This is a genomic window from Pseudomonas sp. MAG733B (genome assembly GCF_036884845.1).
Classification (GTDB): domain Bacteria; phylum Pseudomonadota; class Gammaproteobacteria; order Pseudomonadales; family Pseudomonadaceae; genus Aquipseudomonas.
The window spans coordinates 419,409-441,770 of the sequence record NZ_CP145732.1; the positions used below are offsets into that span (position 1 = coordinate 419,409).

The following is a 22,362-nucleotide window of genomic DNA, read 5'->3' on the forward strand; positions in this document are numbered from 1 at the left end:
AAGAAATGCTGACCATCTACTCGGACGATCACCACCTGCACCACGGCCGTTGCGAATTGATAGACGGGCAACTCAAGCCCTGCTTCGAAATGCCTTCGCGTGCCGACCACGTGCTTTCGCGGGTGCAAAAACAAAACCTCGGCCCGGTCGAAGCGCCGAAGGATTTCGGCCTCGGGCCGATCGAGCGTATTCACAGCCGCGACTATCTCGACTTCTTCAAAGGCGCCTGGGCCCGTTGGACCGAGTTCAACACCGACGGTGACTTGCTGCCTTACACCTGGCCCGCGCGAACGTTGCGCCGCATCAAACCCACCAGCCTGCACGGCGAGCTCGGCTATTACAGCTTCGACGGCGGCGCGCCGATTACCGCCGGCACGTGGCAAGCGGCCTACAGCGCGGCGCAAGTTGCGCTCACCGCCCAAGCAGAAATTCAGCGCGGCGCCCGCGCGGCCTTCGCCCTGTGCCGTCCACCGGGACACCACGCTGCCGGCGACTTGATGGGCGGTTATTGCTACCTCAACAACGCCGCCATCGCCGCGCAGGCGTTCCTCGATCAGGGTCACAAGAAGGTCGCGATCCTCGACGTCGACTACCACCACGGCAACGGCACCCAATCGATTTTCTACGAGCGCAGCGACGTGCTGTTCACCTCGATTCACGGTCATCCGGAAGCCGAGTTTCCGTTCTTCCTCGGCTACGAAGATGAGCTGGGTGAAGGCGCTGGCGAAGGCTTCAACTTCAACTATCCGTTGGCTGCCGGTTCAGGTTGGGAGACCTGGAGCGCCGCGCTGGAACAGGCCTGCAAAGAGATCGAAAACTACGGTGCCGACATCGTTGTCGTGTCCCTGGGCGTCGACACGTTCAAGGACGACCCGATCTCGCAATTCAAACTCGACAGCCCGGATTACCTGGCCATGGGCAAACGCATCGCCGGTCTCGGCGTGCCGACGCTGTTCGTGATGGAAGGCGGTTACGCGGTCGAAGAAATCGGCATCAATGCCGTGAACGTTCTCGAAGGTTTCGAAAGCGCTTGATGAGGAAGTAGAAGCATGAAAAGTCTTAAGCGTTTTATGGTTCCAGCCCTGTGCGCCACGGTGCTCAGCGGCGCGGCGCACGCCGAAGAACGAACGTTGCGCGTCTACAACTGGTTCGACTACATCACCCCCAAAGCCCTGGAAGACTTCAAGGCGCAGAACACCCAGACCAAACTGATCTACGACATCTTCGACACCAACGAAGCGCTGGAGGCCAAGTTGTTGACCGGCAACTCCGGCTACGACGTGGTGGTGCCGTCCAACGTGTTCCTCGCCAAACAGATCGAAGCCGGGGTGTTCCAGCCCCTGGACCGCAGCAAGTTGCCGAACTGGAACCACCTCGATCCCAAGCTGATGAAGCTGATCGAGGCCAACGATCCGGGCAACAAATTCGCCGTGCCCTACATGTACGGCACCATCCTCATTGGCTTCAACCCGGACAAGGTCAAGGCCGCCCTCGGTGCCGATGCGCCGGTGGACAGTTGGGACCTGATCTTCAAGGAAGAGAACATCAGCAAGCTCAAGCAGTGCGGCGTCGCCCTGCTCGACTCGCCGTCGGAGATCCTGCCACTGGCCCTGCAACACCTCGGTCTGGACCCCAACAGCAAGAAGCCGGCGGACTACGCCAAGGCTGAAGCATTGTTGATGAAGATCCGCCCGTACGTGACCTACTTCCATTCGTCGAAGTACATGGCCGACATCGCCAACGGTGACATCTGCGTCGCGGTCGGTTATTCCGGCAGTTTCTCGCAAGCCGCCAACCGCGCCAAGGAAGCCAAGAACGGTGTGACCGTCGACATGCGTTTGCCAAAGGAAGGCGCGCCGATCTGGTTCGACATGCTGGCGATTCCGAAGGGTGCGAAAAACACCGAAGACGCCTACACCTTCATCAACTACCTGCTGCAACCGCAGGTGATTGCGCCGGTCAGCGACTTCGTCGGTTACCCGAACCCGAACAAGGACGCCACGGAACTGGTCGACCCGGCGATCCGCAACAACCCGAACCTGTACCCGACCGACACGGCGATGAGCACGCTCTACACCCTGCAACCGTTGCCGCGCGATGCCGAACGTGCACGGACCCGCGCCTGGACCAAGATCAAGTCCGGCACCTGACACCCGTTCCGCTCTCGTCGTCATCAAGACCTGCGTTTACGCAGGTCTTTTTTTTGCTCGCGATATTTATATACCGCCAATGCCGTCCCGCCGGTCAATACCTTGCAGTGATACGCGCGCCGTACGTTCAACGGTGCCGCCTCACAAAGGATGTGACCATGACCGAAGTATCCAGCCCTCCCGTCGTACCCGAACTCCCCGCCGATCAAGACGCCCTGCTCACCCAATTGGTGGCGGGGCCATCGATCAGGGAAGTCGCCACCCATGCGCTGCAACCGGCGCTGAAAACGCTGTATCCGCAGCTGTCTATCGACCCCCGCCTGGCGATGGTGGTCACACCGACCTGGGCACTACGCGAACAGCGCGTCGTAGCCGGACCACGACACTTCGAATCGCTGACGGATGCCTTGGTACGCCACGGCATCGCGCAAACACCGATGATTTACCTGGAGGGCGAGCACTACCTCACCCTGCAGCCACTGGAGCCGACACCGGCGCAGTTGCCCGTCAGCATCGAAGCCATCGGGCGTTTGCTCAATGAGTTGGCGCCGCTGCTGTTCGATGCATTTCAAGAGCAGCAGGTCGACTACTGGAACCGGCTCACCAGTCCCTCGACCCCGCGCTGGAAGGAGTTGTCCCACTCGCTGCGTGAACTGTGGAACATCGAAACCAACCCGAACTGGGAGAACGAGCAATGCGAGATGGCCCGCAATCTGTTCACCTACCCGGACAAAAACACACGCATGACGCACGACCGCTTTCGGTCTCGCGCTTGCCTGATCGACCTGGACTACAAGAACGAGAGTGTCTCGACCCACCTCAACACCCTGGATATGGCTGTCCTGATCGGAACTGTGGGCAGCCGCACGTTGATCGTCAGCCACACCATTACCCATGGTTTCCAGACCTTCGAGTCGTTGCAGAAATTGGGCGAATCCTTGCAGGCGTACACCAGCGGGCAAATACCCGGGAACACCCTGCAATGGCGCCTGATTGAACCCGAGGGTAATTTTTTCGACCATTTGGCGTGCACCTTGATCGCCCTGCAAGCGGACTCGATTGCCGCGCTGGCAAACAATCGCGAAGAAGCAAATCCCGATCTCGCCCCCCACATCAGTCGCACCACGAACGAGCTCGATCCATCGGACAATCAGGCGCCCTCGCGCTTCAACCTGGTCGAGCAGGCACTGCCAGACTGGATGGCCAGCGCTTCATCAGGCGATCTCACCGCCTACAGCCGTCATCTGATGGATCTGGCGAGCGTACAGAATAAAAACGCCGGGCAGTCCTTCCAGGAAGGTATCAAACCGATCCGCGAATTCGCACTGGAGCAACTGCGCGATGCCATGCTTTCCGAGCATCCCGAGGCGAAAAATTTACAGCTCGAAAACATCGAGATCGTGATCGACAGCGTCGTGGTCTGGGGCAGTTTTGCGCCGCCCGTGGGGCCGGAGCGCACCACCTTGAACCTGGTCGATCTGGCGCTGCAAAACCTGATCGCCCTGCCGTTGGGCAATAAATCCATACGCAGCACCAGCGCTACGGTGCTGCCGGCGTGGTTGACGGTCAGCTACCTGGAAACGTTGATCGTCAAGGTCGATATCGGGCAAACCTATCCGAAGCTGATCAAAAGCAAACTGCTCGACGATCCCCTTGAAAGCCTGCGCCGTCAGAATTTGTTTACCAGTCGCTTACGCGTCGAGCTGCCACTGCTGGCCTTGCAGCAAAAGATCCGCACTCAGGGTGGGATTGACGAACTGGGCTATCGCTATGTCGCTGCCGTGGTGCAGATCCTCGACGCCAAACGCTGGGTCGACGGACAGGAAATCGTCATTCGTCCGCTGGCATTCACTCCTGCCTGGCGTACAGGGGCATCCACGGATGAAGTGAACAACATGTTCGTGATCGGCCCCCGGCAGATGGACAAAGGACCGTGCCTGCTCTATCGGCCTCTGCTCGACCAGCCCTTGAGCCAATACCCGACGCCGGCCAACCTGATCTATGCCATCCGGCATTCTCCAAAGCTGCGCGAATCCGTACTCGCCTGGCTGCCCGACGAAGTTCGCGCGAATTACGCCGACTACGTGTTCACCGCAGACCTGCCTTCGGTCTGGAGTGTTTCGCAACTGCTGGCCGACCCACTGACCTCGCTGCAAATGAGCGGTCCGCTGACCTTGGGCACTCGAGTCCTCGCTACGGATTACCTCGCCAACCTGTACAAGGCCGACGTCAACGCGCTGGTCGAACTGGCACAACGGCAATCGGTGTCCAACGCGGAAAATCGCTGGGCGACTTTCAAGCAGGCAGCCTGGAAGATCCTCAATGCGGCATTGCCCTTTCTGGGCCGAACTGTCGGAACGGCGGCCTGGATCTGGCAGGTACTCGATGATCTGCAGCAGACCCTCGACACGAGCGAGGAAGGCAACGCCGAACAACGCAAAACAGCCATGACCGACCTGTTGCTGACCCTGGCCATGGTGCTCGCCCATCGCGCCAGCACACGCCGTCCGACATCCCGGGCAATTCGGGAAGAGAGACCGGCAACGCCAACGGTAGAGGTTGCGGAAAAACCGGTAGCGACACCGTTGACCCTGGTTCAACTGCCCGACATCGTCGGCGAGCCCACGGCCACACAGCACCACATTTCAGTCGCCACCGATACCGTCCTGAACCTGAGCAAAACCCTGGATCGCTTCGCAATCACCAAACCCGAAAATCTCACGTCTCCCGATAGCGCAGCGGGTATCCACCAACACCTTTATCGGCACGAAAAAAGCTACTACGCGCCCGTCGGCGAGCGCTGGTTCGAAGTAGCCGTCGAAGAAACCGGTGAAGTGTCGATCATCGATTCAGGGCCCGAGCCCCAAGGTCCTGGCCCCGCACTGATCCGCAATCAGCGCGGCGAGTGGTTCGTCGACACTCGCCTGCGTTTGCGTGGCGGAGGTTTGTCGACCCGGCGCAAAGCGTTGAAACAGCAAAACCGTCAGCGCATCGCCGAACTCAAGAAACAGTTGAAGGACTTCAACGACCAAAGCGAAAGCGCACGCAAAGAGCTGACGGATGCTTTCAACCAGTTGAAAGCGGCCACCGACCAAACGAAGGCCGGGCTACAGCAGACATTTCTCGAAAAACTCGACCAGCGCACCAGTGACTACGCCGCCCCAATCGAGCAGCTGAATTCGTTGAACCTGCTCGATACGGTTTCCAGTTACCGCAAAGACATGGCCGAAATGCTGGGCACTCAGCTGTTTTTCAACCAGGTATGGCTCGAAGAAAAAACCCCGGCGTTCACTCAAACCCTGCGAGAGACCCTGGCCCTGCTTGAGGCTGAAGAAACGGCTGGTGCCGCCGGTGACCGTGTGACTTATCAAAAAATGGTCGACCTGACCGAAGGTGTAATCGGCAAAATCGAGTTTGCGCAATCACGTTTCCTGTCGCTGAGTCGACTGGGCAGAAGTGCCACCGAAATAGCCAGCACCTACAAGGCAAAACTGCCTGCTTTCACCCTTAACGATCTCAAAGCGCTGCAGATCTCGCTGGCCCGCGAGGTGTGCCTCAAAGAAGGTGACACTGTCTCGCTGACCGAAGCCCGAAACGATTTAACACGCCTGCTCGACACGACCAACCTGGTAATCCAGACCTCCCAGGAACTGATGCTGGAAGGCAGCACGTGGATCGCGAAAGAACGAATCGAGGCGCTCAATGGCATGCTCGAACAGTTTGCCGCGATCGACCAGTCCTTCGAGGACTTCACTGTCAGCCACAACGACGCGGTGCTGGAGCAACCGTTCAAGCACCTGCGCTCGCGAGTCAGCGAGTTCCAGCAGGACGCCGAGGCCTATCTGGTGCAGTTGTTGCGCGAGCAACAGGCTCTGGAGCCGCGTCCCGGGCCTTCGAGGCCGACACCGGTCTCACGCAAACGGGTAGTCAAAACGCGCTTCAACGGCACGGTCGTTGGTGAAGTTCGTCCTTCGGCGCCAGGAGAACCGGTGCTGTTGGAGGTACGTGCGCCCATGACTGGCAAGGTGATCGCCACCTTTCACGAAAAAACACCTGGCGTGTGGCTTGAACGGGTGTCGGCCAGACGTCGCCGGCCGCAAGCGCAACCGCCGGCGCTCGAGGAGCAAATCATCCATGGCCGGACGATGCTCGATGATCTGGAAAACTTCATCCGCCAAACCGAAACGAGCGCAAAAAAACCAGGCCGTATCCCGGTGGAAATCGAAGAGTTGTTCCAGCACAAAGCCGATCAACTTGGCCAGGCGGCTCGATCCCTGGAACAAGCCGTATTGCGCTCGAACTTGACCGACGGCCCGGCGGATACCGCGTCAACCTTGACCAAGGAATTGACCGAGGCATGCGAGCGACTGTACGCCGAAGGTAACCGGATACGCATAGAGATGACCAAGGACCAACCGCCCACCGCGGCTCGTGTCCAATGGCTGTTGAGCAAAGAGGAAATCGATATTGCGCGCACCGGCGAGCGACGTCGCCTGAAGGGCCCGCGCAAGGACTATCTGCAAGAGTATGAAATTCGTGAGCGCCGCACGCAGAAAACACTGTGGTACGCCCACTTCCACTACACCAGCCTGGATGCGCCGGCCGACGCATTCACCGCCGCGCATTTGAAACTGCGTGAACAACGGCTGCTGGCAGGTGCATTAGACCTGCGCTCGGCCACGACCAACCCGCAGGTGATCGCAATCTATCGCAGCGAAATCAGCCCGCAACTGGCGCGCACGCTGTTCTTCGCCCAAGCCTGAACCGTCAAAAAGGAAAATGACGATGATTGAACATCCCCACACTACCGAGCCACCGGTCCTATTGAAAAAAAGCCTGGTCGTCCATCAGACGAGCCAGGGGCCTACCGTCGATGAAGTCGCTTCTCAAATGCTGCGCCAGGGCCTCAAAGCGCTGTATCCCGAACGCGATATCGACCCCGAACACACGATGCTCGCCACACCTCAATGGCAATGGCTGGATGGTTCGCTCGTGGCCAAGTCCACGCGATTTGAATCGCTGACCCAAGTGCTGGTGCGTCAGTTCTTCACCTCCACCCACGCCAACTATCTGGAGGGCGAACACTTCCTGACGCTGCACCCGAAAACCACGCCGGTTGTACATCTGGACATCGACATCGAGGCCATTGCCAGATTGCTCAACGATTGCACACCTTTGCTCTTCGTTGCCTTTAGAGAACGCCAACTGGCCTTCTGGAACGATACCGGACACCAGACCCCTCGCTGGCAAGAACTGTCGCAAGCGCTGCGCAAAACCCTCGATGTTCAACACGTCGACGGCTGGGATGGCGACCAGTGCCATGTGGCCCGGGCGGTTTCACTCCACTCGGACAAACTGGAACGGCAAAAAAATGCACCGACGATGTCAGGCATCAAGGCCAGCCTGATTGATATCGACACTGTCGACGCTGAAGGGACAAAACAACACCTGGTCCTCGGTGGCGCCGCGGTACTCACCGGGCGCTACAAACAACGCGATCTGGTGATGATGTACACCGTGGAAAGTGGCTATGAATCGTTCGATTCGCTGGAGTCATTGGGTAAGTCGTTACCGGAGCGCATCGAGGAACAACTGGCCGGTCGAAAATTGCAGTGGCAGTTATTCGAGCCCGACGGTGATTTTTTCGACCATATGGCCTGGGCCCTGATTACCACCCAACTGGACGCGATCGCGGCGATCACCCGCGAAAGCCTCGCTGCTGATGCGGATGACAGTACCGGGCTTCCCGCTCTCCCTGAACACACTACCGTTCAAGAGAAAAACACCCGCAACGATCTGGAGAACTCAATACCCGACTGGCTGCTCGACGCGTCGGCCGCTGATCTGGATCAGTACAGCCGGTCCGTCAACGCATTGGGCAAACTGTACAAGCAGGCCAACAAAGATCTTTTCCAGATTCCTTCGATCGATGCCTTCGCCGGGCAGCGCATGCGCGAAGCGATTTTTACTGACAAGAAATCTGCCGCCGGGCTTCCTCTGGATAACCTTGAGATCACGATCACCAACAGTTTTGAATCCGGCGGACTGACGCTGCCCAACCCTCTCGACATTCATACCGAAACCCTGGGCGAGTACGCCTTGCAAAACGTCGCGCCGTACCAGGCAACCATCCGATTCAATCCGCCGCAACCTGTCCCCGATTGGCTAGACGTGGCCTATCTGACGAAAACCGCGAGCGAGGTCAATGTTGGCCAGAAGTATCCCCAACTGATCAAGGACAAGCTGATCGATGATTCGGTGCAGGCCCGCCTGCAAGAGCAGTTCTACATCAGCCAGTTGCACGCGCTGCTGCCGCTGATTGCCCTGGAGTGCAAGGTCCGCCACATCGGCGGCGTGGATGAGTTGGGTTGTCGCTACATTCGCGAGTGGCTCAAACCGACACCCGGCCACCCGCAACCGGTGGTCATCCGCCCCTTGTGCTTCGTCCACGCCGGGAACACTGAGGGCGACATCGTGGCCAACATGTTCATCATCAGCCCGCGCCACCCTGACGCCGGGCCTTGCCTGCTCTATCGTCCGCTGCTCGAACAGCCGTTGCTGCAATTTCCCTCACCGCAAAACCTGCTGTACGCCCTGCATCAACCGGGCGAGTTGAGGGACTCGGTGCTGGCATGGCTGCCTGACTCGAGCACCAGCTTCAAATACGCCCAATACATATTCCCCGTCGGCCTTCCCAGCCCATGGCTGGGGGCACAGTTACTCGCCGAACCCTGGACTGGGGTGGACTGGGCCGGGCCGGTCGAGTTGTCATCAACGGAGCTGACTGGCGATGTTTTCGCCGCCCTGTTCCAGACCCATGCCAAGACCATGGCCGAACTCGCCGATCGCCAATCACAATCCAATGCGGAACGACGCTGGGCATTGCTGCGCGACAGCGGCTGGGCACTGTTCAACGTCGCTGCGAATTTTCTCAGCGGACCGGCGGGCGCCGCAGTCTGGGTCTGGCAAAGCATCAATGAAGTCGAGCAAGCCGTGGATGCCCAACAGCACGGCGACAAGTTCACGGAATGGAGCGCGGTCGGGGATTTGCTGCTGACCCTGGGCATCCTCCTCGCCCACCACGCCGCCGTACGGCGCAAGACCGGCCGGCGTCAGGTTGCACCAATAACCGACAGCGTGCCGACCCTGACAGACAGCGCTCCGGTCAAACCTGCAACGCCCACAGTGACACTGCTCCCGATACCATTGACCGGTGAGCTGCCGTCGAGTCATTACTCCTCACTTGAGGCCAATGGCTCCGTACCCCATCGATCCGCCACTGCACTGGCCGAGTATCTGCAGAACCTGACAGTACCCGCACTCAATCTCAAGGCCCCAACCCTGGAAACCTTCCTGCGCGATAGCGCGCCTCTTTATCGCCTGGAAGGCAAGACCTACGCTCACGTCGGCGAGCGCTGGTTCCGGGTGGAGGAAAACGACGATCAACAGATCCAGATCGTGTACCCGGATACGCCCTCGAAAACCGGCCCACTGCTGATCCACAACAAACAAGGCCAATGGTTTGTGGACACGCGGCTGCGTCTGCGTGGCGGCGCAGGTGGCCAGAGCCTGCAAAGCCAACTCAAAGCGCAACGCAAGGAAAAGGCGCAACAGCTAAAACAGCTGACCATGGTTCTGCAAACCTTCAAGCGTCAGGAAGCGGCCGGTGCGGCCAAACTGAAGCAGACCCTGGAAGCCATGACGGGCATCACCGGGCCGGCACTCGAGGAAGCGAACCAGCGTTACCTCATTCAGGTGGAAACGCTGGTTGGTGAGTACGACCAGGCGTTGAAAAATCTGCAGCAATGGCGTCTCAAGGGTGGGAGCGCAGGCTATTTCGATGATCTGCGAGCCATGACCACCCAGTTGCAGAAAAATCTCAGTCTGTGGTTCTTGCTCAAACGCAACACCTACGCAAAGCTCACCCGGCAGCTCGCCGGCAATACCATCATTCAATCCAACGCCGAACTGCAGCAACACAGACAGGGTGTCAGAGAGGTATTGGCGCTGAGCCAGGAAATGATTACTCGGCTGCAACTGTCCCAGACTTCGCTGATACCGCTGGAAGTCCTCGGGGGTGCCGGCATGGCCAGCGCGCAACGTATGCGCCAACTGCTCCCGGCGTTCAACGAGTGGGACTTGAAATCCAACGAGATCGGCATGTCCCATGAAATGTGCCTGCGCAGCACTGACAACGCGCAAGCGAATCCGGCGCGTGACCCGGTGGGTACGTTGATCATCGAGGCGGCGACCGCTACCCACCATCAGGCCGCGATGATCAGAAGCCCAAACAGCAATGAATCTGTAGCACTTCGCATCGAAAGCCTGAGCAGGCTGATCGATGTCTATGCTGACACCGATCAGCGTCTCGCAGATCTTCCCGGCGAGTATCCCGAGCACGTAGAGCCAACGGAACTGGAGCGGGTGCGCGGCTTGATCGGTGAGTTCCGGCAACTGGCTCAGGAACAACTGAGTCTGCTGTTGCCCGAGAGCGCGAGCATCGCCCCGCCTGAGACGCCAAAACCCGCTATTGCCGGCCCTTCACGCCCAACAGGTAAAGTCACCAAGAGTCGCCCCCGTGATCCGGCGCCTGCCAAGGCGTCGACATCCGAGGAACCGGCCCTCGACCAGATGCGCCCTGTCGCGCCGCACACCATCCCCGTGCGAGCGCTGGACGACATCGACACGATTGCCAGTGCTTTGACACTGAATGAGGACGTCGATGGTTTCATTACGCGCACGCGCAAAGACGCCTTCAAACCCAATCGTATTCCTGCGGACATGCAAGACTTGTTCGATCAACAAGCCCGGCGTCTGGAGCAAGTCGCGATCAATGTCGACCAGGCCACGACGCGTATGCGTGCGGCCGGCGGAACGCCGCTTCCGGTGGGCAACCTGAGTGCGGAACTCAATGAGGCCGCCACTCGGTTACGCGCCCAGGGAGTCATGATTAGAGCGAGTCTGCTCAAGGAGCGCCAACCCCGGCAGGCCTATTTGCAATGGTTGCTGGACAACGGCCAGGTCCGTATCGACAGGAACGAACAGGGTCGGATCAGAACCAAACAGCGCAGGGATTACTTTCAGGAGTATCGGATTCTCGACAGTGGCAACAAAGATCAGCCGCTGTGGCTGGCGCACTTTCACTACGATTCGCTGGACGCACCGCCGGAGCGGTTTACCGCCGCGCACCTGAAAATTGCCGACGCTCATCTGCAGACTTTCACCGCCGAACGTCGCCAGGCACTGACTACCCTGGCACCCATCGACTATGTGCTGCGGCGCATCAGCGATTCGGCGTTGTTCTTGAATCTCGAACCTAAGCGCTAATGCCTGGACGGGCGGACTGACAACCCGCCCGCTTCATCGGTCCCGCCACACCGCACGTAACCGTTGCAGCGCTGCCTCGATGGCTTGTTCGGGCACCGCTGCAAACCCCAGTACCAACCCCGCTCGTTGATCCATCGGCGTCGTGGAATCGGGCAGCCAATAGCTGCTCAAGCCGTTGATTTCGACATCGACGCTGCTCGCCAGGTCGATCAGTTCACGTTCACGTGCCACGTTGTCGACCGGCACGGTCATGTGCAGTCCGGCGGCGACGGTGGGTAACGAACCGACACCCGGAACATCGGCAGGCCAACCATTGAGCAACGTATTGCGCCGGCTCAACGCCGCACGCCGCATGCGCCGGATGTGCCGCTGAAAATGCCCGGCGGCCATGAACTCCGCCATCACCGCTTGAGTGCTGACCTCGGAATGCCGCACATCCACCGCGCGCCGTTGCGCAAACGCCTGCACCAACCCCGGTGGCAACACCAGGTAACCGAGGCGCAACGCCGGAAACGCCACTTTGCCGAACGTGCCGACATAGAGCACCCGACCCTGCCGATCCAGCGCTGCCAAAGGCGCCAGTGGCGCACCGCTGTAGCGGTATTCACCGTCGTAATCGTCCTCGACGATCCAGCCTTGAGTGCGCTCGGCCCAGGCAAGCAACTCCAGGCGTCGCGCCAGACTCATCACCACGCCGGTGGGATACTGGTGTGACGGCGTCACGTAGGTCAGCCGACAATTACCGAGCCTTGCAAGCTCACCGCAGTTGATTCCCTCACTGTCCACCGCCACGCCATGCAATCTCGCACCCGCCACCGCGAACGCATGACCGGCCGCCCGATACCCCGGATTTTCAATTGCCACCCCATCGCCGGGCTCGACCAGCAACTGTGCACAAAGGCTTATTCCCTGCTGTGCGCCACTGGTGATCACAATTTGTTCAGCGGTGCACTGCATGCCCCTCGAACTGCGCAGATACGCAGCAATCATCCCGCGCAAGCGCGCATCGCCGGCAGGGTCGCCGTAACACAGCTGCTGCAAATCCGGTTTGCGCCAGAAAGCCGCATTCAGCTTGGCCCAGACCTCGAACGGAAACAGATCAAACGCCGGAACACCGACCCGAAAAGCCCGCGGCGGGCCACTTGGCGGACTAGGTAAATGATTGTTTTTGACCCGTGCCAAAGGATCACTGTGGATAACTTTGCTGGATGGATCCACAGGTAAATCGAGCCAATTTGTGGATAAGGCTGTGGGTAACCCTGTTGAAAAGCCTGTGGATACTTTTGTGGATAGTTTTTTCGCCGGCAACGCGGCTTGAGGCAATTGCGCTACGTAAGTGCCATCGCCAACCCGCCCCTCAATGAAGCCTTCGGCGTATAGCTGATCGTAGGCCCGCACTACGCTGTTACGGGAAATCGCCAGTGCTGCGGCCAGGTCACGACTGGCCGGTAATCGCGTGCCGCTGGCCAGTCGTCCGTCGAGGACACGAAGCCGTAATGCCTGATACAGCTGGCGACTCAGACCCTGACGACGATCGAGTTCGATACCGGCCGGATTGAACGACAGGGAAAGCGGCGTATCCGTCATGGCAATGGACCTATGAAATTGGTCGTTAATGGCTCTTACAACAGACCAATAGCCTGCCTAGGATGCATACATTCGCCAAGGGAAATATTTCCATGTACACGCCACGCGCTTTTGCCATCGACGAGTTGTCCCAACTGCATGAACTGATCCTCGCCACACGTCTCGCCATATTGGTGACCCACGGCGAAAGCGGCCTGCAAGCCAGTCATGTGCCGGTGCTGCTGCATTGCGAACAAGGCTCGAACGGCACGTTGTACGGACATCTGGCCAAAGCCAATCCACAGTGGAAAGACCTGCGCGACGGCGCCGAAGCCCTGCTGATTTTTGCCGGTGCCGACGCGTACGTCAGCCCTGGTTTCTACCCGAGCAAGGCCGAACACGGCAAAGTCGTGCCCACCTGGAACTACGTCGCCGTACACGCCTATGGCCGCGCCGAAACCTTCAGCGATGGCGGGCGGCTGCTCGACATCGTCAGCACCCTCACCGACCGTCATGAAGCGGGCCGCGCGCAACCGTGGTCAGTGGCCGATGCACCCGCCGATTACATCGACGGCATGCTCAAGGCCATCGTCGGCTTCGCCATTCCCATCGACCGTCTGGAAGGCAAGCGCAAGCTCAGCCAGAACCGCAGCGCCGCCGACATCGCCGGCGTGCGCGAAGGCCTGGCCGCCAGCCCCGACCTCAACGACCAAACCCTCGCCCAATTGATGCGCTAAGGAATGAACATGAGTCAGATCGAGATCCGCCAGGTCAACGCCGACGACCACGCCGCGTGGCTGCCGCTATGGCAGGCCTACCTGCGCTTCTACAACACCGAACTGCCTGACACCGTCAGCCAAAGCACCTGGCAGCGCATCCTCGCCCCGAGCGAGCCAACCCACGCCGCCCTCGCCTGGGCTCATGGTAAAGCGGTAGGCATGGTGCATTTCATCTACCATCGTTCGAACTGGGCCATCGAAAACTCCTGCTACCTGCAGGACTTGCTGGTAGTGCCGGAAACTCGCGGCACCGGCGTCGGCCGCAAACTGATCGAATTCGTCTACAGCACCGCCAAGGCCGACGGTTGCAACAAAGTCCACTGGTTGACCCACGAAACCAACGCCACTGCGATCCAGCTCTACGAGCGCATCGCCGAGCGCCCAGGTTTCATCCAGTTTCGCAAAGCCATTTAAGGTTCAAGGAGAACAACATGTCGACTTCACTCGCAGACTGGAAAGGCGTCCCGGCCCCCACGACACAACTGATCGAAGGGCGTTTCATCCGCCTGGAAAGACTCGACCCGGCACGCCATGGCGACGACTTGTTCAACGCCCTGCAAGGCCCCGGCGCCGACCCGAAACTCTGGGACTATTTGCCCTACGGCCCCTTCCCCGAGCGCAGCGCCTTCAATGACTGGCTGAACAACCACGCCGCCGCCAGCGATCCGTACTTCTTCAGCGTGATCGACCGCGCCAGCGGCGAGGTGCAGGGCATCCTCAGCCTGATGTCGATCGTCCCGGCCCAGGGCCGCATCGAAATCGGCCACGTGACCTTCGGCGCGCCGATGCAACGCTCACCGAAAAGCACCGAGGCGGTTTACCTGCTGGCCAAGGAATCCTTCGCCCTCGGCTATCGTCGCCTGGAGTGGAAGTGCAACAACGGCAACGCCCGCTCCAAATACGCAGCCGAGCGCCTGGGCTTCAGCTTTGAAGGCGTATTCCGCCAGCACATGGTGGTCAAGGGCCAGAACCGGGATACAGCGTGGTACTCGATTCTCGACTCGGAGTGGCCGGCGATTGGCGCAGGGTTTGAGAAGTGGTTGAGCGATGAGAACCAGACGGGTTCGGGGCAGGTGAAGTCGCTGGTGGAGTGTCGAGGGTAATCTCGGAAAATAAAACTGTGGGAGCGAGCCTGCTCGCGAAGAGGCCGCCCCATTCAACATCTATGTCGCCTGACACTCCGCCATCGTCGGAACGCCGCCCGGAGCAAGCGCCCTCCCACAATTTGATCTCTATCGAATGCAGATTCTGCGACGACATCAATCTGTAAAAACCATCCGCTATACAGGACGCCCCGCTTATAACAAAAAGGCCGTCCACCCATGCCCTTCTCGCCCCAGCGCCTGGCGCTCGCCATTGCCCTGTTGATCAGTACAGGGGCCAATGCCGCTCCGTATAAAACGGTGCAAATCGATACCGCCACCACCACCGCGCAAACCTTGGGTGGTGCCGATACGTTGACGATCTCGGCGCCGGGCAGCATTACCAATGCCGGCAAGACTGTCAGCCTCAAGGACGGCACGGCCGGTGCCGGTGTGGTGATTGATAACGCGGGACAAATCGTTTCGACCGGCGGCCGGGCGATCGACAGCAGCGGCGACCTGACCCAGGCGCGCAACTACAGCATTTACAACCGCGCTGGCGGGCAGATTCTGGGGTTCAACGACGCGTTGCGTATCGACAGCAACTTCGTCAGCGGCAGCCTGTTGATCGATAACAGCGGCATCATCCGCTCCACCACTGGGCAAGGTCTGGACCTCGATGCACTGCGCAGCGCCGGTGTCACGACCACGATCATCAACCGCGCGGGCGGATTGATTCGTGGCGACGCCAGCGACGGCATGAAAACCGGCGCCAACGCGACCATCACCAACTATGGCGAGATTTCCACCGGCGATTCGCACAACGCCGACGAGAAATTCGACGGCGTCGATATCGACTCGGCCAGCGGCGTGACGGTGACCAACTACGGCACCATCTCCGGTGGACGTCACGGCATCACCACGGACCTGGGTGCGACGCTAATCAACTATGGGCAAATCACCGGGCGCAACGGCTCCGGTTTCGGCTCCGACGGCGACGGTACGGTGATCAACCACGGCACCATCACTGGCGCCTATTCCGGATTGCAACCCAACGGCGACGGCGATGGTGTGGACATCGACAAAATCGCGCACATCGAAAACTACGGCACCATCCAGGGCGTCGGTGCCGGTGGCGTGGATAAAAACGGCTTTGCCAACGGCAGTGAAGGTATCGCGCTGGGCGGAGGCTATGTGTTGAACGCCCGAGGCGCGATGATCAGCGGTGCCAACAGCGCCATATTGGTCGACGACGGCAGCGGCGGCTCGGGCCTCGCGGCAACCACGCTGGAGAACTTTGGCACCATTCAGGGCCTCGATGGTTTTGGCGTGAAGTTCGTCGGCGAGTTCGGTGACAGCGTCATCAACGGCGGCACCATCAGTGGCAGCAACGGCCTGGCGCTGGACCTCGGCGGTGGCAACGACAATCTGACCCTGCGCGATGGCAGCCGCTTCATCGGCGCCGTCGATGGCGGCAGCGGCTACGACCGCGTGGTGATGGACGACGCGGCGGGCGGCAGCTTCGGCAGCAGTCGCAACTTCGAGTGGCTGGAGGTCAAGCAAGGCGCCTGGACCCTGACCGGCAACGGTGATTTCAGTGATGGCGGCGCGGTGCGCAACGGCGCGACGCTGATCAATCAGGGCGGCATTGCCGGCAGCATGACCGTCGACGCGGGTGGTGTGTACGCCGGCGGTGGTTCGGTGGGCAACTTGCTGGTCAATGGCACCTTGCAGACCAATACCCGCCTCGGCACCGCGATCATCACCCACGACCTGACCATGGGCAGCGGTTCGACACTGGCCTATGGCGTCAACGCCGATGGCAGCAGCGCTCCGGTCAAGGTCGGCGGCACCGCCAACCTCAATGGCGCGACGCTGGCGGTGAATCCCGGCAGCGGCACTTATCCTTGGCAAAGCCAATACACCGTGTTGCAAGCAGCGAGCGTCAACGGCACCTTCAGCAAGGTCACCAGCGACTACGCGTTTCTCACGCCAACCCTGGCCTACACCCCGACTCAGGTCGACCTGACTTACACCCGCAACGATGTCGCCTTCAATGAATTCGCCACCACCGGCAACGGTGGCCGCGCCGCCAACAGCCTGGCGACCCTCGGCAAAAACAACGCGCTGTACAACGCGTTGCTCAACACCACCAATGCCACGGCCGGCGGCGCGATCGAACAACTGAGCGGCGCCAGCAACGCCAACCTGACCAGCGCAACACTTGGCGCCAGCAGTCAGGTCGGCGGCAGCATGCTCTCGGCGATGCAGCAGATGGGCGGCGGCTCAGGCTTGCTGGTAGGCCTCGACCAGCGCGACACACCGGTCCTCGCCGCCAACGGTGTACCCAATGAAGCCCGCAACCTCAACGATCCGAACGCCCAAGGCCGGCTCTGGCTGCAAGCCATCGGCGGCTACGGCAAGCTCGATGGCGAACACGGCAGCAGCGGTCTTGAACAGCGCAGCAAAGGCACGGTGCTTGGCGCCGATTGGGCACTCGATGGGCAATGGCGCCTCGGTGTGCTTGGCGGCTATTCGAAAACCGACCTAGACGCCACCGGTGTCGATGGCAACGTCGAGAGCTGGCACGCCGGTGTCTACGCCTTGCGCCAAAGCGGCCCGTTGGCTCTGCGCCTCGGCGCGGCGTACAGCGGCCACCAAGGGGAAAGCAAGCGGACTATCTCCTTCAACGGCTTCAGCGACCGGCCCGAAGGCGACTACGACGCCGACAGCCAACAGGCTTTCGCCGAACTCGGTTACGCCATGGGCAGCGGCCGCCTCAGTGCCGAGCCGTTCGCCAACCTCGGCTACCAGCGCTACCACCGCGACAGCTATCAGGAAAAAGGTGGCGCCGCGGCGCTGCAAGTCGACGGGCAAACCGAAGACAATTTCAGCACTACCTTCGGCCTGCGCCTGGCACACCTGAGCAGCCTGGATAACGGCATGAGCCTGACACCACGCATGACCGCCGGCTGGAAACACACCTACGGCAGTGTCAGCAACTCGACACGGCAAGCATTCGTGGTGGGCGGCACCGCGTTCAGTGTCGATGGCAGTTCGCTGGATCGCGACAGCCTGGTACTGGAAGCCGGTCTGGATGTGGGCATCGCCGCCCGTCATACGCTGGGCATCGGCTACAGCGGCGAGCTTGGCAACAACAGCCGAAATCACGGGTTGATCGGACAGTGGCAGATGAGTTTCTGATCGTGGCTAGCCGCAATCGTCCGGTTCTGGTGTAAGAAAAAGCGTCTGTCCGAAACCGATAAATACAGCCGTTTTCCTACGGCTGTCCTTTATTCCTCACGACCTGGCGACACCCCCTGCAACGCCGCCAGATGCGCCTGACATCGCGTTTGCGGCCTCCATTTTAGAGTTTGGTCTCCTGTCAAAAGAGGCCAAAATCGATGCCCGTTCAACACAAATTCCGACCACAACATCTTGCCTTGGCGATTGCACTTGCCTTGGGTTTTACTGAGTTTGCACAGGCTCAAGAGCCCGTGACGGAACCAGCCCCTCCCACCAGCAAATCGGCGCAGACGCTGATCAAAGAGCTCGACGCTTTCGCTAAAACCGCCACGTCCCACTCCATCAAAAACACAGAAGACTGGGGCAAGCTTGAACTCGGCGATGCCGATGAAGTGGTCAGGGTACTGACCCCGCAAGCGTTCAATGGGGTTTTGGAGGGTGGTGCGGGTGAAAACCTCCTGCAACTCGAGGCCGCCAAAGGGGGAACGCTTGGCGAAAGTCGTCAATTCCAGCGACTGGATGTAAAGAAGGGCACATGGACGCTGACCGGTTCCGGTGACTTCAGTACGGGTGCTCTGGTTCGTGCAAAAGCGGCGCTGAACAATGAAGGACATATCGCCGGCGATGCATGGGTCCAGGGTAGCCTGAGCAATTCGGGGAGCATCGACGGTCGTGTCGACATCTACGAACAAGCAACCTTCAGTGGTCGCGGAAGCGTGGGCGCCCTCAACGTAATGGGCCACATGCTCGTCAACCGGGCGCAAGGCGCACCCACGGTCAAAGGCGACATGGACCTCGCCGAAACGGCGGTATTGTCCTATGAAGTCCACCCGGATGGTTCGAGCGAAACTATCAAGGTCGACGGCACTGCCAGACTCGGAAATGCGACTTTGAAAGTGGTCGGTGTGGGCGATGATTTTCCGCAGACCAGCGAGTACACGATCATTGAAGCCAGCAAGGTTGAGGGCAAGTTCGGTCATGTCGAAAGCAACCTGGCATTCATGGACGCTCATGCGAATTACGAAAAGAGCCGGGTCGGCCTGACTTATGCCCGCAACGAAGTCCCCTTTGAAGAGGTTGCAACTGATAAAAACGCCAAGGAGTTCGGGCGCAGTATTGTGACCACGGAAGCGGTTCCCACAGAACTGAATTCATCCAAAACCCCAAATGCTGCAATCAAGGCCCTGCTCGGGACCACCACAACCACCGCACCGTTGGCCATGGAGCTTCTTACTGGCGACAGCAACGCCAACCTCGCCAAAACCACGTTGAACAGCATCACCCCTGTGAGCGCCAGCATGCTCTCGGCCATGCGCCAATTGGACAGCGCAGGAAACTCCGACAATCAAAAAAACGCTCCCCGTCTGGCCGCTGGCAGTAAAGACAACGGTCGGGTCTGGCTTCAGGCATTGGGTCATGGCGGGAAGCTTGATCGCGACTTTCAGGACCTGAAATATTCCACTGAAGGCTTGGTATTGGGCGCTGACTGGGGCGTCGGTGAGCACTGGCATCTGGGTATGATCGGCGGTAAATCCTCGACTCGCATGGACAGCCGACAGCTCGACGGCGACCTCGACAGCTGGCACCTGGGCGCCTACGCCCTGCGTCAGAGTGGCCCGGTAGCGCTGCGGCTGGGTGCGACGTTCAGCAACCACGACGGCAGCACCAAACGCGAAGTCAGCTTCTATAGGTTCAGCGACCGCCCGAAAGGTCGTTACGATGCCAATACACAGCAAGCCTTCGCCGAGGTCGGCTACAACCTGGGACGCGGCAACGTCAGCTTCGAGCCATTCGCAAGCGTTGGCTACCAACGCTACCAGCGCGACAGCTTCACGGAAAAGGGCGGCGCGGCGGCACTGAAAGTCCACGGGCAAAGTAACGAGAATCTGAACAGCACGTTCGGGCTGCGCCTGGCGCAAATCAATGGGCTGGATAACGGCATGCAACTGACACCGCGTTTCAGCGCAGGCTGGAAACACACCTACGGCGAACTCGACAGCTACACCCGTCAACGCTTGATAACGGGCGGCCGTGACTACACCGTTTACGGGGCGCCGCTGGATCGTGACAGTTTGTTGATCGATGCGGGACTCGACCTTCGGGTATCGACCAATAACACCCTGGGCGTCAGCCTCAATGGTGAAACCGGCAGTGACGGCCGCAGCTATGGCGTGACGGGGCAATGGCGGATGGCGTTCTGATCATCAACTGACTCAACATAAAACCTGTAGGAGCCGAGCTTGCTCGCGATGGCGGAGTTTCAGGCAACATTTACATCAAGTGACACTCCGCCATCGCGAGCAAGCTCGGCTCCTACAAGTTCTGCGTCACTCACAAAAACGCAAAAAAAAGGGGAGCACATGCCCCCCCGAGGTTTAAAGCGTTGTATCGAGGCTGTTAACTCAGCCTTCGATCTCGATCAGGATTTCGCCCGGGTTCACCCGGTCGCCCTTGGCCACGTGAATAGCGGTGACTTTACCGGCGATGGCTGCCTGGACTTCGGTTTCCATCTTCATCGCTTCAGTGATCAACACAGCCTGGCCCGCCTTGACGGTGTCGCCTTCCTTGACCAGTACATCGACGATGTTGCCCGGCATGGTGGTGCTGACGTGGCCCGGCGCGGTGGCTTGCTTGCGCTTGCTGCTGCCGCCGCTGACGAATTCGTTGAGCGGTTCGAACACCACTTCTTCCGGCATGCCGTCGATGGACAGGTAGAAGTGACGCTTGCCTTCGGCCTTGACGCCGACACCGGTGATGTCGACGCGGTAGGTTTCGCCGTGAACGTCGATGACGAACTCGGTCGGTACGCCTTCGCCGCCAGCCGAGGCCACTTTGCCGGCTTCCGGAATCGGCAACAGCACTTCAGGTGTCAGGGTGCCGGCAGCGCGTTCTTCGAGGAACTTGCGGCCGATGTCCGGGAACATGGCGAACGTCAGCACGTCTTCTTCAGACTTGGCCAGTGCACCGATGTCGGCACGCAGCTTGGTCATTTCCGGCTTTAGCAGATCAGCCGGACGCACGTCGATCACTTCTTCGCTGCCGATGGCCTGGCGACGCAGTTTCTCGTTCACGGTGCCCGGCGCCTTGCCGTAGCCGCCTTGCAGGTACAGCTTCACTTCGTTGGTGATGGTCTTGTAGCGCTCGCCGGCCAGCACGTTGAAGAACGCCTGGGTGCCAACGATCTGCGAGGTCGGGGTCACCAGCGGCGGGAAGCCGAGGTCTTCACGAACACGCGGGATCTCTGCCAGCACTTCGCTCATGCGATTCAGTGCGCCCTGCTCTTTGAGCTGGTTGGCGAGGTTGGAAATCATCCCGCCCGGCACCTGATTGACCTGCACGCGGGTGTCGACAGCGGTAAATTCGCTTTCGAACTGGTGGTACTTCTTGCGCACGGCGTAGAAGTACAGGCCGATTTCCTGCAGCAGTTCCAGGTTCAGGCCGGTGTCGAACTCAGTGCCCTTGAGCGCAGCAACCATCGATTCGGTGCCCGGGTGGCTAGTGCCCGATGCGAAGCTGGAGATCGCGGTGTCGATGTGGTCGGCACCGTTTTCGATCGCCTTGAGCTGGCACATCGTCGCCAGGCCTGCGGTGTCATGCGAGTGAATGAACACTGGCAGCGACTGTTCGGCTTTCAACGCCCGAACCAGTTCACCGGTGGCGTACGGGGTCAGCAGGCCGGCCATGTCTTTGATCGCCACCGAGTCGCAACCCATGGCTTCCATCTGCTTGGCTTGCGCCACGAACGCGTCGATGGTGTGCACCGGGCTGGTGGTGTACGCGATGGTGCCTTGGGCGTGTTTGCCGGCAGCTTTCACTGCTTCGATGGCCACGCGCAGGTTACGCACGTCGTTCATGGCGTCGAAGATGCGGAACACGTCAATGCCGTTGACTGCGGCCTTGGCAACGAAGGCTTTGACCACGTCGTCGCTGTAGTGGCGGTAGCCCAGCAGGTTCTGACCACGCAACAGCATTTGCAGACGGGTGTTAGGCAGCGCCGCGCGCAGTTGGCGCAGACGCTCCCACGGGTCTTCTTTCAGGAAACGTACGCAGGCGTCGAAGGTCGCGCCGCCCCAGCATTCCAGCGACCAGTAGCCGACTTTGTCGAGCTTGTCGCAGATCGGCAGCATGTCTTCGGTGCGCATGCGAGTCGCCAGCAGCGATTGGTGAGCGTCGCGCAGGATGGTGTCGGTTACATGAATCTTCTTGCTCATT

General features: G+C 60.0%; 11 protein-coding genes. 9 read left to right on the top strand and 2 right to left on the bottom strand.

What is annotated here, in order from left to right:
- The first annotated feature begins 5 nt into the window (after positions 1-5).
- From V6Z53_RS01950 to V6Z53_RS01965, 4 genes are all read left to right on the top strand, one after another.
- Entirely contained in the window at positions 6-1,034 is a 1,029-nt protein-coding gene (locus tag V6Z53_RS01950) for a histone deacetylase family protein (protein WP_338583907.1), read from the top strand.
- Positions 1,035-1,049: 15 nt separating this feature from the next.
- Positions 1,050-2,150 (top strand): polyamine ABC transporter substrate-binding protein, encoded by a 1,101-nt coding sequence (locus V6Z53_RS01955; RefSeq protein ID WP_338583908.1) that lies wholly within the window; start codon positions 1,050-1,052, stop codon positions 2,148-2,150.
- Between the two features lie 158 nt (positions 2,151-2,308).
- A complete protein-coding gene (locus tag V6Z53_RS01960) occupies positions 2,309-6,913 on the top strand; it encodes a DUF6543 domain-containing protein (protein ID WP_338583909.1) in 4,605 nt (1,534 codons plus the stop codon).
- 22 nt (positions 6,914-6,935) lie between these two features.
- Positions 6,936-11,477: a DUF6543 domain-containing protein gene (locus tag V6Z53_RS01965; RefSeq protein WP_338583910.1), complete on the top strand. Its 4,542-nt coding sequence runs from the start codon at positions 6,936-6,938 to the stop codon at positions 11,475-11,477.
- Between the two features lie 33 nt (positions 11,478-11,510).
- On the opposite strand, the gene V6Z53_RS01970 is transcribed toward V6Z53_RS01965, so the two are convergent.
- Positions 11,511-13,064: a PLP-dependent aminotransferase family protein gene (locus V6Z53_RS01970; protein ID WP_338583911.1), complete on the bottom strand. Its 1,554-nt coding sequence runs from the start codon at positions 13,062-13,064 to the stop codon at positions 11,511-11,513.
- A 92-nt stretch (positions 13,065-13,156) separates the two neighbouring features.
- Between V6Z53_RS01970 and V6Z53_RS01975 the strand changes: the two genes are divergently transcribed.
- From V6Z53_RS01975 to V6Z53_RS01995, 5 genes are all read left to right on the top strand, one after another.
- Positions 13,157-13,780 (top strand): FMN-binding negative transcriptional regulator, encoded by a 624-nt coding sequence (locus V6Z53_RS01975; protein WP_338583912.1) that lies wholly within the window; start codon positions 13,157-13,159, stop codon positions 13,778-13,780.
- A 9-nt stretch (positions 13,781-13,789) separates the two neighbouring features.
- Complete coding sequence (locus tag V6Z53_RS01980; RefSeq protein WP_338583913.1) at positions 13,790-14,236, top strand: GNAT family N-acetyltransferase; 447 nt, start codon at positions 13,790-13,792, stop codon at positions 14,234-14,236.
- Positions 14,237-14,253: 17 nt separating this feature from the next.
- Positions 14,254-14,925, top strand: a complete 672-nt coding sequence (locus V6Z53_RS01985; protein WP_338583915.1) for a GNAT family protein — start codon at positions 14,254-14,256, stop codon at positions 14,923-14,925.
- Positions 14,926-15,144: 219 nt separating this feature from the next.
- Complete coding sequence (locus V6Z53_RS01990; protein WP_338583916.1) at positions 15,145-18,108, top strand: autotransporter domain-containing protein; 2,964 nt, start codon at positions 15,145-15,147, stop codon at positions 18,106-18,108.
- 200 nt (positions 18,109-18,308) lie between these two features.
- On the top strand, positions 18,309-20,351 hold the full coding sequence (locus V6Z53_RS01995) for an autotransporter outer membrane beta-barrel domain-containing protein (RefSeq protein WP_338583917.1): 2,043 nt from the start codon (positions 18,309-18,311) through the stop codon (positions 20,349-20,351).
- Positions 20,352-20,552: 201 nt separating this feature from the next.
- Here the strand turns inward: V6Z53_RS01995 and oadA are convergent, their stop codons facing one another.
- A complete protein-coding gene (oadA, locus tag V6Z53_RS02000; protein WP_338583918.1) occupies positions 20,553-22,361 on the bottom strand; it encodes a sodium-extruding oxaloacetate decarboxylase subunit alpha in 1,809 nt (602 codons plus the stop codon).
- Between the last annotated feature and the right edge of the window lies 1 nt (position 22,362).